General features: G+C 60.5%; 11 protein-coding genes. 8 read left to right on the plus strand and 3 right to left on the minus strand.

All coding sequences use genetic code 11. The features are described from left to right. Positions 1-21: 21 nt before the first annotated feature. From alr to ACYZTK_RS16140, 4 genes are all read left to right on the plus strand, one after another. On the plus strand, positions 22-1,095 hold the full coding sequence (gene alr, locus ACYZTK_RS16125) for an alanine racemase (protein ID WP_462014911.1): 1,074 nt from the start codon (positions 22-24) through the stop codon (positions 1,093-1,095). 127 nt (positions 1,096-1,222) lie between these two features. Next, positions 1,223-1,771 carry a cupin domain-containing protein gene (locus tag ACYZTK_RS16130; RefSeq protein WP_008150195.1) on the plus strand — a complete coding sequence of 183 codons (549 nt, stop codon included), beginning with the start codon at positions 1,223-1,225 and terminating at the stop codon, positions 1,769-1,771. A 182-nt stretch (positions 1,772-1,953) separates the two neighbouring features. After that, positions 1,954-2,367: a c-type cytochrome gene (locus tag ACYZTK_RS16135; RefSeq protein ID WP_462014912.1), complete on the plus strand. Its 414-nt coding sequence runs from the start codon at positions 1,954-1,956 to the stop codon at positions 2,365-2,367. A gap of 135 nt (positions 2,368-2,502) precedes the next feature. Further along, the gene (locus tag ACYZTK_RS16140; RefSeq protein ID WP_462010795.1) at positions 2,503-4,425 is read left to right on the plus strand and encodes an acetyl-CoA hydrolase/transferase C-terminal domain-containing protein; all 1,923 of its coding nucleotides are present in this window, start codon (positions 2,503-2,505) and stop codon (positions 4,423-4,425) included. Positions 4,426-4,544: 119 nt separating this feature from the next. On the opposite strand, the gene ACYZTK_RS16145 is transcribed toward ACYZTK_RS16140, so the two are convergent. Both ACYZTK_RS16145 and rep read right to left on the minus strand, forming a co-directional pair. Further along, a complete protein-coding gene (locus ACYZTK_RS16145; protein WP_462010796.1) occupies positions 4,545-5,117 on the minus strand; it encodes a xanthine phosphoribosyltransferase in 573 nt (190 codons plus the stop codon). A gap of 85 nt (positions 5,118-5,202) precedes the next feature. After that, positions 5,203-7,212, minus strand: coding sequence for a DNA helicase Rep (gene rep, locus ACYZTK_RS16150; protein ID WP_462010797.1), 2,010 nt, complete (start codon positions 7,210-7,212; stop codon positions 5,203-5,205). A gap of 263 nt (positions 7,213-7,475) precedes the next feature. On the opposite strand from rep, the gene ACYZTK_RS16155 reads away from it, so the two are divergent. Continuing rightward, the gene (locus tag ACYZTK_RS16155; RefSeq protein ID WP_462010798.1) at positions 7,476-9,149 is read left to right on the plus strand and encodes a putative bifunctional diguanylate cyclase/phosphodiesterase; all 1,674 of its coding nucleotides are present in this window, start codon (positions 7,476-7,478) and stop codon (positions 9,147-9,149) included. Between the two features lie 108 nt (positions 9,150-9,257). Here the strand turns inward: ACYZTK_RS16155 and ACYZTK_RS16160 are convergent, their stop codons facing one another. After that, positions 9,258-10,652 (minus strand): NorM family multidrug efflux MATE transporter, encoded by a 1,395-nt coding sequence (locus ACYZTK_RS16160; RefSeq protein ID WP_462010799.1) that lies wholly within the window; start codon positions 10,650-10,652, stop codon positions 9,258-9,260. A 158-nt stretch (positions 10,653-10,810) separates the two neighbouring features. Here ACYZTK_RS16160 and ACYZTK_RS16165 point away from each other — a divergent pair, with 158 nt between their 5' ends. The 3 genes from ACYZTK_RS16165 (at position 10,811) to ACYZTK_RS16175 (ending at position 15,337) form a co-directional block, all read left to right on the plus strand. Then, complete coding sequence (locus ACYZTK_RS16165; protein WP_462010800.1) at positions 10,811-11,731, plus strand: LysR substrate-binding domain-containing protein; 921 nt, start codon at positions 10,811-10,813, stop codon at positions 11,729-11,731. Between the two features lie 186 nt (positions 11,732-11,917). After that, entirely contained in the window at positions 11,918-13,894 is a 1,977-nt protein-coding gene (locus ACYZTK_RS16170; RefSeq protein WP_462010801.1) for a methyl-accepting chemotaxis protein, read from the plus strand. Between the two features lie 228 nt (positions 13,895-14,122). Next, on the plus strand, positions 14,123-15,337 hold the full coding sequence (locus ACYZTK_RS16175) for an aldose 1-epimerase family protein (RefSeq protein WP_462010802.1): 1,215 nt from the start codon (positions 14,123-14,125) through the stop codon (positions 15,335-15,337). Positions 15,338-15,418: the final 81 nt, after the last annotated feature.

Below are 15,418 nucleotides of genomic sequence, written 5' to 3' on the forward strand. Positions count from 1 at the left end.
ACTGACCAGAAGTCTGCCGCCATGCGTCCTGCCCGTGCCCTGATCGACCTTCAAGCCCTGCGTCACAACTACCAACTGGCCCGTGAAGTCACGGGGGCCAAGGCTCTCGCAGTGATCAAGGCAGATGCCTACGGACATGGCGCGGTGCGTTGTGCCCAGGCCCTTGAGTCTGAGGCAGACGGGTTTGCCGTGGCCTGCATCGAGGAAGCCCTGGAACTGCGCGCTGCAGGCATTCGGGCGCCGGTGTTGTTGCTGGAAGGTTTCTTCGAAGCCGATGAGCTGTCGCTGATCGTCGAGCACGATTTCTGGTGTGTGGTGCATTCGCTGTGGCAACTTGAGGCGATCGAAAAGGCTGCACTGGGCAAACCGATCACGGTGTGGCTTAAGCTGGATTCGGGCATGCACCGGGTCGGCTTGCATCCGGCGGATTACCAGGCGGCTTATCAGCGTTTGCTGGCCAGCGGCAAGGTCTCGAAGGTGGTGTTGATGAGCCACTTCGCCCGGGCCGATGAGTTGCATGATCAAGCCAGTGCCGATCAGGTCGCGGTGTTTGAAGCTGCGCGCCAGGGTTTGCCGGCTGAGATCAGCCTGCGCAACTCGCCGGCCGTGATGGGCTGGCCGCAGATTCCCAGCGACTGGGTCCGCCCGGGGATCATGTTATACGGTGCAACCCCGTTCGAAGAAGCCAACAGAGTGGCCTCGCGCCTGCAACCGGTGATGACTCTCGAATCGAAAGTGATCTGCGTGCGTGAGCTTCCGGCCGGTGAGCCGATTGGTTATGGCGCCCGTTTTGTCACCCCGAGGCCGATGCGCGTCGGCGTGGTCGCCATGGGGTATGCCGATGGTTATCCGCGTCAGGCACCAACCGGCACGCCGGTCATGGTTGCCGGCCAGCGCAGCCAGTTGATCGGCCGGGTGTCGATGGACATGCTGTGCGTGGATTTGACCGATGTGCCCCAGGCCGGCCTCGGCTCCACCGTCGAGCTGTGGGGAAAAAACATCCTCGCCAGCGAAGTGGCTGCGGCCGCGGACACGATTCCTTACCAGATCTTTTGCAACCTGCGTCGGGTGCCAAAGCTCTATTCCGGGGTTTAAAGCGCAACTCAGCGAACCGGAAATTGTCTCGCTCAATGGGATTCAGGGCCAAGTGTTGTAAATATTGAACGCTGTCGCCATGATAACGCTCAATATTCAACTACCTGAATTCCTGGAGGCGCAAGCATTGGACGTCGGTGAACGACTGCAATCGATCCGTAAGCTCAAAGGCCTCTCCCAGCGTGAGCTCGCCAAACGCGCGGGCGTCACCAACAGCACCATTTCGATGATCGAGAAGAACAGTGTCAGCCCCTCGATCAGTTCGTTGCGCAAGGTGCTGGGCGGAATTCCCATGTCCATGGTCGAGTTCTTTTCCGAAGAAATCCTGCAGGAAAAACCGACTCAGATCGTCTACAAAGCCAACGAGCTGATCGATATTTCCGATGGTGCAGTCACCATGAAACTGGTCGGCCGGGCTCACCCGAGCCGCGCTATCGCGTTCCTCAACGAAATCTACCCGCCAGGCGCCGACACCGGTGACGAAATGCTCACCCACGAGGGTGAGGAAACCGGGATTTTGCTCGAGGGGCGGCTGGAATTGGTGGTGGGCCTTGAAACATTTGTGCTCGAAGCCGGCGACAGCTACTACTTTGAAAGTACCAAGCCGCACCGTTTCCGTAATCCGTTCGATGCCCCGGCGCGACTAATCAGCGCAGCGACACCGGCGAATTTCTAAGAGAAGAGGCTTCCTGCCAGTACTGCCGAGGCGCCCGAACCGTTTTAACGCCGTGGAACAAGACCCCTTCGACTTTGGGGTTGTTTCAGTGTGGCGGGCTTACCGCTATACTTGCGCCCGCCTGCGAACCGTGGCCGTGGGCGTGACTAGCCACCATTGAGGGTGAACGCGTGAATCTAATTATGAAAATGCTGGCTGTACCAGCAACCGTACTGGCCCTATGGGCTGTCAGCGCTCAAGCTGCGACGAATGATGATATTGCCAAGCGCCTGGCGCCAGTTGGCCAGGTTTGTGTAACTGGGCAAGAGTGCAAGGGCATGGAAGTCGCTGCTTCGGTAGGCGGCGGTGATGCCAAGACACCTGACTCGATCATTGCAAAACATTGCAACGCTTGCCATGGCACCGGCCTCTTGGGTGCACCAAAAATTGGTGACACTGCAGCCTGGAAAGAACGTGCCGACCACCAGGGCGGCCTCGACGGCATCCTTGCCAAGGCGATCACCGGGATCAATGCAATGCCGCCAAAAGGCACCTGTGCCGATTGCTCGGATGCTGATCTCAAAGCCGCCATCGAGAAAATGTCTGGCTTGAAATAAGCGTTCATTTTCAGCAAAAAGCCGCTTTCGAGCGGCTTTTTTGTGCGCGCGATTTGGCTATTGCGACTGTTCAATGCAGCAAAGAGCGGGCAAGCTCGGTCCAACCCCAATTCACGGAATGTAAGGGAAGGTCAGATGGTTCAGCTGTGTTCTATCGAGCAAGCGGTCGATGATGTCCTGGCACGGTTGCCGGCGCACATTCACATGGGCCTGCCCCTGGGGCTGGGCAAACCCAACCACTTCGTCAACGCGCTGTATAACCGCGTGGCGCAGCTGCCCGAGCGTCAGCTGACCGTCTACACCGCTTTGTGCCTCGGCCGGCCGGTGCTGGGTGATGGGCTGCAACGGCGCTTCCTCAAGCCTTTCATCGAGCGGGTATTCGGCGACTATCCAGAACTGGATTTCCTGGCAGACCTGCTCAAGGACAGCCTGCCGGCCAATATCCATGTGCAGCAATTCTTCATGCAGCCAGGCAGCCTGCTGCATAGCGCGTCGGCCCAGCAGGATTACGTCAGCAGCAACTACAGCCACGCTGCCCGCGACATCAATGCCGCCGGCTTGAACCTGATCGCGCAGATGGTGGCCAGCCACAACGAACATCCCGACCGCTTGAGCCTGAGCTGCAACCCGGACATCACTCTCGATTTGCTGCCGATGGTTGAAAAACGCCGCGCCGCGGGAGAGACCATCCTGGTGGTAGGGCAGGTGCACAACGATCTGCCGTATATGCCTGGCGACGCAGAAGTCGGCATCGACACCTTCGACCTGTTGATCGATGCCAAGGACGAGACCACGCTGTTTTCCACGCCCAACATGCCGGTGGGTTTCCAGGACCACTTCATCGGGCTGCACGCCAGCACGCTGGTGCGTGACGGCGGCACGTTGCAGATTGGCATCGGTTCCATGGGCGATGCACTCACCGCCGCGCTGCTCGCACGCCAGGCCGATAATGACGGCTACAAGGCCTTGCTGGCCGACATCAATCTCAGCCAGTGGGCACAATTGATCGAACGCGAAGGTGGCGTCGAACCGTTTGCCAGGGGCTTGTACGGCTGCAGCGAAATGTTCGTCAACGGCCTGCTGGTGCTGGCCGATGCCGGGATCGTGCGGCGCAAGGTCTACCCGGACGTGCCGACCCAGCAGCAGGCGAATGCCGGCACGCTGGATGAAGCGGCGCAGACTGACGGCATCTCAGTGCACGGCGGTTTTTTCCTCGGGCCGCGCAGCTTCTACGAGCGCCTGCGCGAGTTGCCGCAGAGCAAGCGCCTCGAATTCAACATGACCCGCATCAGCTACATCAACGAGCTCTACGGCCAGGAGGAACTCAAGCGCCTGCAGCGCCTGGATGCGCGTTTTATCAACACGGTGTTCACCATGACCCTGTTGGGCGCCGGCGTGGCCGACCAACTGGAAGATGGGCGTGTGCTCAGCGGAGTCGGCGGGCAATACAACTTCGTCGCCCAGGGGCATGCACTGGAAGGTGCGCGCTCGGTGCTGATCTTGCGCAGCTGGCGCGAAGCGGGCGGGGAGGTCAGCTCCAACATCGTCTGGGAGTACGGCCATTGCACCATCCCGCGACACCTGCGCGATATCGTGGTCACCGAGTACGGCATCGCCGATCTGCGTGGCAAAACCGATGCGGCGGTGATTGAAGCGCTGCTGAACATCAGCGATTCACGCTTTCAGCAGGGCTTGATCGAGCAGGCGCAGAAGGTTGGCAAGCTGCCGAAAGATTTCCGCATCGATCCGCGTTTTGCCGACAACAGTCCGCAACGCTTGCTGGCGATTCAGTCACGGCATCCGCAGTTGTTTCCGGAGTATCCGCTGGGCTGTGATTTCACTGAAGTGGAGCGAGATCTGTTGCGGGCTTTGAACTGGTTGAAGAGCAAGTTCAAGCTGACGGAGATTCTGGAACTGGGCAAGGCCGCGCTGGATGCGCCGGAGCCGTCGGAGTTTGCGGTGCACCTGGAGCGGATGCAGCTGACTAATCCGGAGGGTTTGAAGGAGGATTTGTATCAGCGGTTGTTGCTGACTGGCCTCAAGGCCAGCGCGATCTAACCAACAACACACACCCCTGTAGGAGTGAGCCTGCTCGCGATGGCGGTGTCACAGTCGACAATGATGTTGAATGTGATGGCCTTATCGCGAGCAGGCTCACTCCTACAGGGGGCCGCGGGTTACTCGATGAAGGTGACAACGCCACCCTTCAGCGACTGCACCCGCGCCAGCGATTCAACCCGATAACCCTGCGAATCCAGCTCTGCACGTCCACCTTGGAACGACTTCTCGATCACGATCCCCAGGCCAGCCACGGTCGCGCCGGCCTGTTTGATGATCGAGATCAGCGCCTGCGACGCCTTACCGTTGGCCAGAAAGTCATCAATGATCAGCACGCGGTCGCTGCTGGTCAGGTGGCGCGGGGAGATTGCCACGGTGCTTTCGGTCTGCTTGGTGAACGAGTAGACGGTCGCCGACAGCAGGTTTTCAGTCAGGGTCAGGGACTGGTGCTTGCGAGCGAAGATCACCGGTACGCCGAGGTTCAGGCCGGTCATGATCGCCGGGGCGATGCCCGAGGCTTCGATGGTGACGATCTTGGTGATGCCAGAATCCTTGAACAGCGCGGCGAATTCGTCGCCGATCAGCTTCATCAGGGCCGGGTCGATCTGGTGGTTCAGGAAGGCGTCGACCTTCAGGACCTGATCGGAAAGCACGATGCCTTCTTCGCGAATTTTCTTGTGCAGTGCTTCCATGAAGCTTTCCTCTACTGGCGCGGTATGCGCCTAGCTGGTCAAAAAGTGTTCGGTTAAAAACGCGTGGGTTAAAAATTGCTCAATTCTAGCGCTTTAACATCGCGCGTATATCGGCCAGTGCGGTATTGCCGCGAACGGCTTTGACTTCAACCGGTGTGTCGTCGGTGCCTTCCCAGGCCAGGTCGTCCGGCGGCAGTTCATCGAGGAAGCGGCTCGGTGCGCAATCGATGATCTCGCCATACTGCTTGCGCTTGGCAGCGAAGGTGAAGGCCAGGGTCTGGCGCGCGCGGGTGATCCCGACGTAGGCCAGGCGGCGCTCTTCTTCGATGGTGTCGGCTTCGATGCTGGAGCGGTGCGGGAGGATTTCCTCCTCCATGCCCATGATGAACACGTAGGGGAATTCCAGGCCCTTGGATGCGTGCAAGGTCATCATCTGCACACCTTCGGCGCCGTCTTCTTCTTCCTGCTGACGTTCGAGCATGTCGCGCAAGACCAGCTTGCCGATGGCATCCTCGACAGTCATCTCGCCTTCTTCGTCCTTCTCCAGGGTATTTTTCAACGCATCGATCAGGAACCAGACGTTGCCCATGCGGTAATCGGCGGCCTTGTCGCTGGAGCTGTTGGTGCGCAGCCAGTTCTCGTAGTCGATGTCCATGACCATGCTGCGCAGCGCCGAGATCGGATCTTCGCCGGCGCACTGCTCGCGGACCCGGTCCATGAAGCGCTTGAAGCGCGACAGGCGATCGGTGAAGCGCGCGTCCAGGGTTTCGCCCAGGCCGATTTCGTCGGTGGCGGCGTACATCGAGATCTTGCGTTCGGTGGCGTAGTTACCCAGTTTTTCCAGGGTAGTCGAACCGATTTCCCGGCGCGGCACGTTGATTACCCGCAAGAAGGCGTTGTCGTCATCCGGGTTCACGATCAGGCGGAAGTAGGCCATCAGGTCTTTTACTTCCTGGCGCCCGAAGAAGCTGTTGCCGCCGGACAGGCGATACGGAATCTGGTGGTGCTGCAGCTTCAGCTCGATCAGCTTGGCCTGGTAGTTGCCGCGATACAGGATCGCGAAATCGCTGTAGGGCCGGTCGGTGCGCAGGTGCAGGGTCAACAGCTCGACGGCAACGCGCTCGGCTTCGGCGTCTTCGTTGCGGCAGCGGATCACGCGGATCTCGTCGCCGTGACCCATCTCGCTCCACAGTTGCTTTTCGAATTCGTGGGGGTTGTTCGAGATCAGCACGTTGGCGCAGCGCAGGATGCGGCTGGTGGAGCGATAGTTCTGCTCGAGCATGACGACTTTCAGGGACGGATAGTCGTCCTTGAGCAGCATCAGGTTTTCCGGGCGCGCGCCACGCCAGGCGTAGATCGACTGGTCATCGTCGCCCACCACGGTGAACTGGTTGCGCGTGCCGATCAGCAGCTTCACCAGCAGATACTGGCTGGCGTTGGTGTCCTGGTATTCGTCCACCAGCAGGTAGCGGACCTTGTTCTGCCACTTTTCGAGGATATCGGCGTGTTCCTGGAACAGCTTTACCGGCAGCAGGATCAGGTCGTCGAAGTCCACCGCATTGAACGCCTTGAGCGTGCGCTGGTAGTGGGTGTAGACGATGGCGGCGGTCTGCTCCTTGGGGTTGCGCGCGTTTTCCAGGGCTTCGGCCGGCAGGATCAGGTCATTTTTCCAGGAGCCGATCATGTTCTTGATCTCGTCGACGCCGTCGTCGCCCGAGTATTCCTTCTGCATGATGTCGGTCATCAGCGACTTGACGTCGGTTTCGTCGAAGATCGAGAAGCCCGGCTTGTAGCCCAGGCGAGCATGTTCCTTGCGGATGATGTTCAAGCCCAGGTTGTGGAAAGTACAAACCGTCAGGCCGCGACCTTCGCCGCCCTTGAGCAGGGTGCCGACCCGTTCCTTCATCTCGCGCGCGGCCTTATTGGTGAAGGTCATGGCGACGATGTACTGGGCGCGGATGCCGCAGTTCTGGATCAGGTGCGCAATTTTACGCGTGATCACGCTGGTCTTGCCGGAGCCTGCGCCGGCGAGCACCAAAAGAGGGCCGCCGACGTAGCTCACGGCTTCTTGCTGCCGGGGATTGAGTCGGGACATACGAAATCAGGAGTCGTTTGCGAAATGGGCCGGCATTTTAACAGGCTCAGCGATTTGTGCTGCTCTCTCCGACTTGTGACGCACCTCGCTAACTGTATTTGCCGGTTTTGTTACTTTCACGCAGGATACGTAATGTATTTGCGTCTAATGTTCGTAATTCCTGATACAAAAGCCACGTCTGATAACTGATGTCATTTGGTCATTGGTGGGTGGCGCGGCATAATGTCCGTCGCCAACCCCATTGCAGAGTCTAGGGAGCTAGCTTGTCTACGCCTGTCGAACCCTTGCGTTTGCTGCTACTGGCCGAAGAGCCGGCGTGGGCAGCGTTGTTGCGCGAGTGTCTGGCTCCGATGGGGAGCTCGGCCGTGCTTATCAGCGCTCCGAACTGGGAGTCTGTCAGCAGTCTGTTCGATGACAACCGCAGCGCGGTGTTGTTGACGATCCCTGCGCTGCAGCCACTGCCCGGTCGTTGCACCTTGCCGACGGTATTGCTGCTCGAACACGAGCCGCCGTCGCCGCCCGATGGAGTGAGCGACTGGTTGGTGCGCGATCTGCTGGATTCCGGCATGTTGCGCCGTTGCCTGCGCCATGTGCGCGAGCGCGGTTTGCTGGAGACCACCCTGCAACGGCTGGCCGAGCAGGACCCGTTGACCGGCATCGCCAATCGCCAGGGTTTCCAGACCCTGCTGGCGGCGCGCCTGGTGGAAAACGACGGCCGTGGCCTGGCGCTGGGACACCTGGACCTCGACAACTTCCGCCACGCCAACGACGCCTTGGGGCATCAGGCGGGCGATCGGTTGATCCTGCAAGTGGTCGCCAGGCTGAAAAGCCAGCTTGAGGTCGGCGATCAATTGGCGCGGCTGGGCAGCGACGAGTTTGCCTTGCTGATCGACACTCGCCGCGCCCCCCAGCGCGCCGAGTGGATGGCCGAAAGAATCACCGAAGCGCTGGCCGAGCCTTACTGGGTCGACGGCGAAAGCCTGTTGATAGGCTCGAGCCTGGGCATTGCCCACGCCCGCGCCCAGGCCGGAGCCGACCCGCTGATGTGGCACGCGCACATCGCCATGCAGCAAGCCAAGAGTACTCAAGGTTGCACCTTCCACATCTTCAATGAGCGCATCAACCGCAATGCCCGCAGCATGGCCGACCTCGAAAGTGAGCTGCGCCGGGCGCTGCGTCGCGATGAGCTGGAACTGCATTACCAGCCTCGGCTGAACCTCGAAGACGGGCAGATCGTTGGCCTTGAAGCGCTGGTGCGCTGGCGGCATGCCGAGCGCGGGCTGTTGCCGCCAAGCGAATTCGTGCCGCTGGCCGAGCAGAGCGGCTTGATCGTGCCGCTGGGTTACTGGGTGATTTCCCGGGCACTGCGCGACATGCAGGCGCTGCGCGAGCGCGGGCTGCCGGCGTTGCACATGGCGATCAACCTGTCGTTCCGCCAGTTTCAGGACAGCCAGTTGTTGCCCACGCTGAGCCGCCTGATCGTCGAGCGCGGGGTGGATGCGCAGTGGCTGGAGTTCGAACTGACGGAAACCGCAGTGATGCGCCGCAGTGATCTGGTCAAGCAGACCATGGATGCTCTCGGGCGCCTGGGCGTGCGGTTTTCCCTGGATGACTTCGGTACCGGCTTCTCGTCATTCGTCCACCTCAACAGCCTGCCGATCGCCTTGTTGAAGGTCGACAAGAGTTTTGTTGGTGGCATGGAGGAGCGCGAGGAGAACCGCAAGCTGGTGCACGCGATGATCAACCTGGCGCACAACCTCAATCTGGAAGTGGTCGCCGAAGGCGTGGAAACGCCGGAGCAGCTGGATCTGTTGCGCGGGTTCGGCTGTGATCAGGTGCAGGGATATCTGATCAGCAAGCCGTTGCCGTTGGCGGAGCTGGTGGAGTATTTGACATTTGGTAGCAGTCAGCAGCCGATGATCGAATACGTGATCTGACCCAAAACCCCTGTAGGAGTGAGCCTGCTCGCGATAGCAATGTGTCAGTCAACACAGTGTGACCTGACACACCGCTATCGCGAGCAGGCTCACTCCTACAGGGGGATCTCACTCGGTCTGGGCTAAGTCGAAACGCTGCCCAGCCGGCTCCCGCCTAATCATCCGCTTCATCTTCCACTCAAACGCCAGCGTCAGGCTCACCGCCGCGCACGCCAGACCCAGGGCCAGGCCCCACCACACGCCCGTTGGGCCCCAATCCAGATGGAAGGCCATCCACCAGGCCGCCGGAGCGCCAATCAGCCAGTAACAGCCCAGTCCCACCAGGAACGTGGTCTTGGCATCCTTGAGCCCACGAATGCAGCCCATGGCAATGGTCTGCGTGCCGTCGAACAGCTCGAACCAGGCGGCGACCGCCAGCAGGCTCACCGCCAGTTCGATCACGGGACGAAATGCCGGGTCGTTGTGGTCCAGGAACAAGCCAATCAGCTGATTCGGCAGCAGCCAGAACACCATCGCGAAACCGAGCATTGCCGCCGCCCCGAACACCAGCCCGACCCGTCCTGCCAACCGCGCCTGCAGCAATTGCCCGGCGCCGTAGTGCTGGCCAATGCGCATGGTGATCGCGTAGGACATGCCTGCGGGCACCATGAACGCCACAGAGACAATCTGCAGGGCGATCTGGTGTGCACCCATTTGCGTGCTGCCCATGGTGCCCATGCACAGAGCCGCGAAGGCAAACAGCCCGACTTCCACCGCATAGGTGCCGCCAATGGGCAGGCCGAGCCGCCACAGCTCTTTGAGGTACTGGCGGTTGGGCCGCGACAGACCCTCGCGCAATGGATAAGCGTCGTACGCGCGATGCCGCCGAATGTGCAGCGCCAGCGCCAGTGCCATCAGGTTGGCGACAATGGCCGTGACCAGCCCGATCCCTACCAGGCCCATCTTCGGCAGGCCAAACATGCCGGTGATCAACGCATAGTTGAGCAGGAAGTTGGCCACCGTACCGGCGAGGCTGATGACCATCACTGGCGTGGCCCGGCCAATCGCACTGGTGAAACCGCGCAGGGCCATGAAACTCAGGTAGCCGGGCAGGGCAAACGGCAGGATCAACAGAAACTCCCCGGCCGCCTGGACGTTGGCTGGCGTCTGACCGAACAGCAACAACACCGGCTTGAGGTTCCACAGCAGCAGGCCTGCAACCAGCGCCATCAACCACGCCAGCCACAAACCTGCCTGGGTCAGCTTCGCCGCGCCGACGATATCGCCTGCGCCCTGTCGGATCGCCACCAGGGTGCCGACGGCAGCAATCACGCCGATGCAGAAGATCGACACGAACGAATAGGTGGCCGCGCCCAGGCCACCGCCGGCCAGCGCCTCGGGACTGAGGCGCGCCATCATCAGGGTGTCAGTGAGGACCATCAGCATGTGCGCCAACTGCGAGGCAATCAACGGCCCCGACAGCCGCAGGATGGCCAAGAGTTCAATACGCGCTGGATGCTTCATGATCATCACGCTCGATTTTCAAAGGGAACAGCAGACCGTCGATTTTCGGCGCTCCGGGGGAATTTCACAAAGGGATAAAAAGGATGGGTGGCATGACTAAAACTCATCATGATGAGTTTCTGCTAAGTTGATGTCATTGCGCTGTAGGAGCTTTCTGCATGTCTCGTCGTCTTCCTCCCTTATATGCGCTGCGGGCGTTTGAAGCGGCCGCACGCCACAGTTCGTTCACCCGTGCGGCCGAAGAGTTGTCGATCACCCAGAGTGCGGTCAGCCGGCATATTCGTACGCTCGAAGAGCATTTTGCCTGCCGACTGTTTCATCGCAGTGGCCGCAACCTGCAGCTGACCGAATCGGCCCGGCTATTACTGCCGGGCATCCGCGAAGGCTTTACCGCCCTCGAGCGGGCGTGCAACACCCTGCGCGCCGAGGACGACATCCTGCGCATGAAAGCGCCCTCGACCCTGACCATGCGCTGGTTGCTGGCGCGCCTCAGTCGATTCCGCCACCTGCAATCGGGCAACGAGGTGCAACTGACCAGCGCCTGGATGGACGTCGACTCAGTGGATTTCAACGACGAGCCGTTCGACTGTGCCGTGCTGTTGAGCAATGGGCACTTTCCGCCGGATTGGGAGGCGAGCTACCTGTTTCCCGAAGAGCTGATCCCAGTGGGCGCGCCGAATCTGCTGAACGAACAGCCCTGGGATGTGACGCGCCTGGCCCACACTGAACTGCTGCACCCGACGCCGGACCGTCGCGACTGGCGCAACTGGCTGGAACGCATGGGCCTGGCCGAACAGGTGTCGCTCAAGGGCGGGCAAGTGTTCGATACGTTGGAATTAGGCATGATCGCTGCCGCCCGCGGGTATGGTGTGTCGATGGGCGACCTGCTGATGGTGGCCGAGGATGTCGCCCAGGGACGATTGAGTTTGCCGTGGCCGACTGCGGTTGCCAGCGGTGAGAAGTATTACCTGGTGTGGCCGAAAACCCGCCCCGGCGGAGAGCGCATGCGCCGGCTCAGTGACTTCCTGCAAAGTGAGGTCAGGGCCATGGAGCTGCCGGACGTCGAGCATCTGAGCTGAATCGATAGAGCGGTTGCAGCGCCGGGCTGCGGTTATATCCCGGTAAAAAGCTCAAGTATTGGGTTTTGCCGCCGAAGAGCTGCAGGTGGAACCTTCGTGCAGGTTTCGCGCAACCCCCAATATTAGAAATTTCGCTGAGTGTGCAACCCGATCAAGGAGGATTCGGACGCTTGGCCAGGAGCTGTCATGTCTCAACCTCGCGCCCGGATCGCCTCTCAGCTGGGTATCGCGCTCGCCGTGATACTGGCAATCGTCATCAGCTGCAGCACCCTGTTCGCCCTGCGCTCGCTGGACACCGCCAACCTCGCTACCCGCGAAGAACACCTGGCCAGCGAGGCCCGGTTGCTGGCCGATCAGTTGAGCACCTTCCATGGCACGCTGCGCGAAAGCACCCAGCGTCTTAGCGGCCTGTTCGAGAAGCGTTTCAGCGCCGGCCTGAGTCTGCACCCAGATCAACCGGTAACCGTCGCAGGCGTACAGACTCCGGGCTTGCACCTTGGCAGCGAAGTGCTGAACAACAACTTCCAGGAAGTGGACGAGTTCAAGCAGATGACGGCCGGGGTGGCCACACTGTTCGTGCGTAACGGTGAAGATTTCATTCGCGTCAGCACCTCGCTGAGCAAACAGGACGGCACGCGGGCCATCGGCACGTTGCTGGATCACGCGCACCCGGCTTATGCGCGCCTGATGGCCGGGCAGAACTACGTCGGCCGTGCCTTGCTCTTCGAGCGGTCCTACATGACTCAGTACACTCCCGTACGCGATAGCGGCGGCAGGGTGATTGCCGTGCTGTTTGTAGGATTCGATTACACCGATGCGCAGAACGCGCAGTTTGCCAACCTCAAGCGCTTCCGCATCGGCCAGACCGGCTCTCTGGCCTTGCTGGATGAGCAGGGCAAATGGCTGGTGCCGATCGCTGGCGTACAGGCATTGGAGCAGGCGGTGCCGAGCCTCGTCGCCCTGGCGAAAATCCCGGGTAAGGGCGAGTTCTGGAGCGACAAGTCCGAAGACTTCTACAGCGTGGCCGTGCCGTTCGAAGGTGGCCCGTGGTCCGTGGTGGCGAGCATGCCGCAAGCGGAGATTCGCGCCGTGACCTGGAGCGTCGGCATTCAATTGGCGATTGGCAGCCTGCTGGCGATGTTGATTGCCGTGGGGGCGGCGGTGTGGTTGTTGCGCAGCAAACTTGCGCCGCTGGGTGATCTGGTGCGCCAGGCCGAAGCCTTGGGTGCCGGTGATTTGAGCGTTCGCCTGAACGTATCCAGCCATGATGAAATCGGCCAGCTGGCTCGCGCGTTTAACCAGATGAGCCAGGCCTTGTCGACCATGGTCGAGCACATCCGCAAAGCCTCGCAAGAGGTCAACAGCCGGGCCCAGGCCTTGTCCGGGCTGTCCGGCGGCGCATACGAAGGCATGGAGCAGCAGTCGGGGGAAATCACCAGCATGGCCGGTGCGGTGGAGGAATTCAGCGCGACTTCCCTGAACATCGCCGACAACATGGGCAGCACCCAGCTACTCGCCCAGGAGAACGCCCAGCAAACCCGGATCGGCCGTACTTCGATGGACGAAGCCTCTTCTTCTCTTGAACAAATCGCCGGCGCGCTGAACAGCACCGCCACGGTGATCAACACTCTGGGCCAGCGCTCTCAGGAAATCGGCGGCATCGTCGGGGTCATTACCTCCATCGCCGAGCAGACCAATTTATTGGCCCTTAACGCAGCGATCGAAGCCGCCCGTGCCGGTGAGCAGGGCCGCGGTTTTGCGGTGGTGGCCGATGAGGTGCGCAACCTGGCTTCACGCACTCGCCAGGCGACCGATGAGATCTCGCTGATGATCCAGAGCATCCAGCAGGAAACCGGCAATGCCATCAGCACCATGGAACAGGGCAATGTGCTGATGCAGGAAGGCTTGTCGCGTAACGCCAATGTCGCTGCGGCCCTGGCGCGCATTGACGAGCAGAGCCGTTCGGCCGGCCAGCAGTTCTCGGCGATCACCACAGCGACCCAGGAGCAGAGCAGCACCGCGACGTTGCTCAGCAGCAACTTGCAAAGCATTGCGCTGGCCAATAGCGAGCAACGTGAGGTGGTGTCGCATCTGGCTGTGACCGCCAAGGAACTGGAGAATCTGGCGGCGGAATTGCGGCATGAGGTTGATCGGTTTCGTTGAGGGTTCGCTGACATAGCTATCGCGAGCAGGCTCACTCCTACGGTGCTATGTGGCGCTCACAAATTCCGTGACCGCCGACGCTCCACTGTAGGAGTGAGCCTGCTCGCGATAGGGGCCCCACTTTCTTGAGCTTGTACCAAGACCGCAAATCGATTCTTTGCTTTTGAGCTTGATGAACCGTTTCAGCAAGACTATAAAAATGGCACAACTCCAAGAAAGGCTCCTGCCATGACTCCGCTCAAACTCTTCATCGCCCTCAGCGCACTGTCCGCTGCCTCCCAAGCCATGGCCTGGGATTACACCCTGCTCGACTCCGACAAAGCTGCGGAAAACTGGACAATCAGCAGCCAGCAGCTCGGGGTGAAAACCGACAAACCCTTCTCCGTGACCCTGCGCACCTTGCACGGCGGTCGCCAGGAGGGTGTCAGCATCGTCGACATCGATAACGGCACCATGAAGCTTTCTGTGGTACCGACCCGCGGGATGAACGTGCTGCAAGCCTCGGTCGGCGACGTGCGCATGGGCTGGGACTCGCCGGTCAAGGAAGTGGTCAACCCGGCCTTCATCGAACTTAATGGTCGCGGTGGGCTGGGCTGGCTGGAAGGCTTCAACGAACTGGTCACCCGCTGCGGTTACGAATGGGTCGGCCATCCCGGCATGGATAACGGCGAGCTGCTGACCCTGCACGGTCGCGCCGCCAACATCCCGGCCAGCAAAGTCACCCTGCACATCGACGAAAAACCGCCTTACGCCATCAGCCTGCGCGGCGAGTTGAAGGAACAGGCATTCAAGAAAGTCGACTTCTCTGTCGCCACTGAACTGGTCACCGAGCCCGGCAGCGTGCGCTTCAGCCTTAACGACACATTGACCAACAACGGCGACTATCCGAAGGAATACCAGGCGCTCTATCACAGTAACTTCAGCACGCCATTCCTGGAGCAGGGCGCCCAGTTCGCCGCACCGGTAAAACAGGTGTCGCCGTTTAACGACAAGGCGAAGAACGAACTGGCGGACTGGCAAACCTACCGCGGGCCCACCAAGGACTATGACGAGACGGTCTACAACGTGGTGCCGTATGCCGATGCAAAAGGCGATACGTTGACGGTACTGCACAACAAGGCCGGCAGCCTGGGTGTCGCGGTAGGTTTCAACACGCAAACCCTCCCCGTGTTCTCCCTGTGGAAAAACACCGATACCCAAGGGCAGGGCTATGTCACAGGCCTTGAGCCCGGCACGAGCTTTTCCTACAACCGCCGGTATCAACGGCCACTGGGCCTGGTGCCGACGATCGCGCCGAAAGAGCAGAAACATTTTCAGATCAGCTACAGCTTGCTGGCAGATAAAGGCGCGGTGGATCAGGCGCTGAAACGAGTGAGCGAGATTCAGGGCGGGCGTGAGACTGAGGTGCGGCAAGTGCCGTTGGTGGATTTGAGCAAGGAGTGATCCCTGAGGGGGCGGGATACGCTCGCCAACTCGATCAGTGCCCCAAGCATGGGTTAACGGTTGATAGCGCTTAGATTTAGG

This window comes from Pseudomonas sp. LB3P31, assembly GCF_054897945.1.

Excerpts from the sequence above, each read along its gene's own strand:
- rep (WP_462010797.1), bottom strand. The coding sequence starts at position 7,212 with ATGTCCCGACTCAATCCCCGGCAGCAAGAAGCCGTGAGCTACGTCGGC.
- ACYZTK_RS16135 (WP_462014912.1), top strand. The coding sequence starts at position 1,954 with ATGAAAATGCTGGCTGTACCAGCAACCGTACTGGCCCTATGGGCTGTC.
- ACYZTK_RS16145 (WP_462010796.1), bottom strand. The coding sequence starts at position 5,117 with ATGGAAGCACTGCACAAGAAAATTCGCGAAGAAGGCATCGTGCTTTCC.
- ACYZTK_RS16175 (WP_462010802.1), top strand. The coding sequence starts at position 14,123 with ATGACTCCGCTCAAACTCTTCATCGCCCTCAGCGCACTGTCCGCTGCC.
- ACYZTK_RS16160 (WP_462010799.1), bottom strand. The coding sequence starts at position 10,652 with ATGAAGCATCCAGCGCGTATTGAACTCTTGGCCATCCTGCGGCTGTCG.
- alr (WP_462014911.1), top strand. The coding sequence starts at position 22 with ATGCGTCCTGCCCGTGCCCTGATCGACCTTCAAGCCCTGCGTCACAAC.
- ACYZTK_RS16140 (WP_462010795.1), top strand. The coding sequence starts at position 2,503 with ATGGTTCAGCTGTGTTCTATCGAGCAAGCGGTCGATGATGTCCTGGCA.
- ACYZTK_RS16170 (WP_462010801.1), top strand. The coding sequence starts at position 11,918 with ATGTCTCAACCTCGCGCCCGGATCGCCTCTCAGCTGGGTATCGCGCTC.
- ACYZTK_RS16165 (WP_462010800.1), top strand. The coding sequence starts at position 10,811 with ATGTCTCGTCGTCTTCCTCCCTTATATGCGCTGCGGGCGTTTGAAGCG.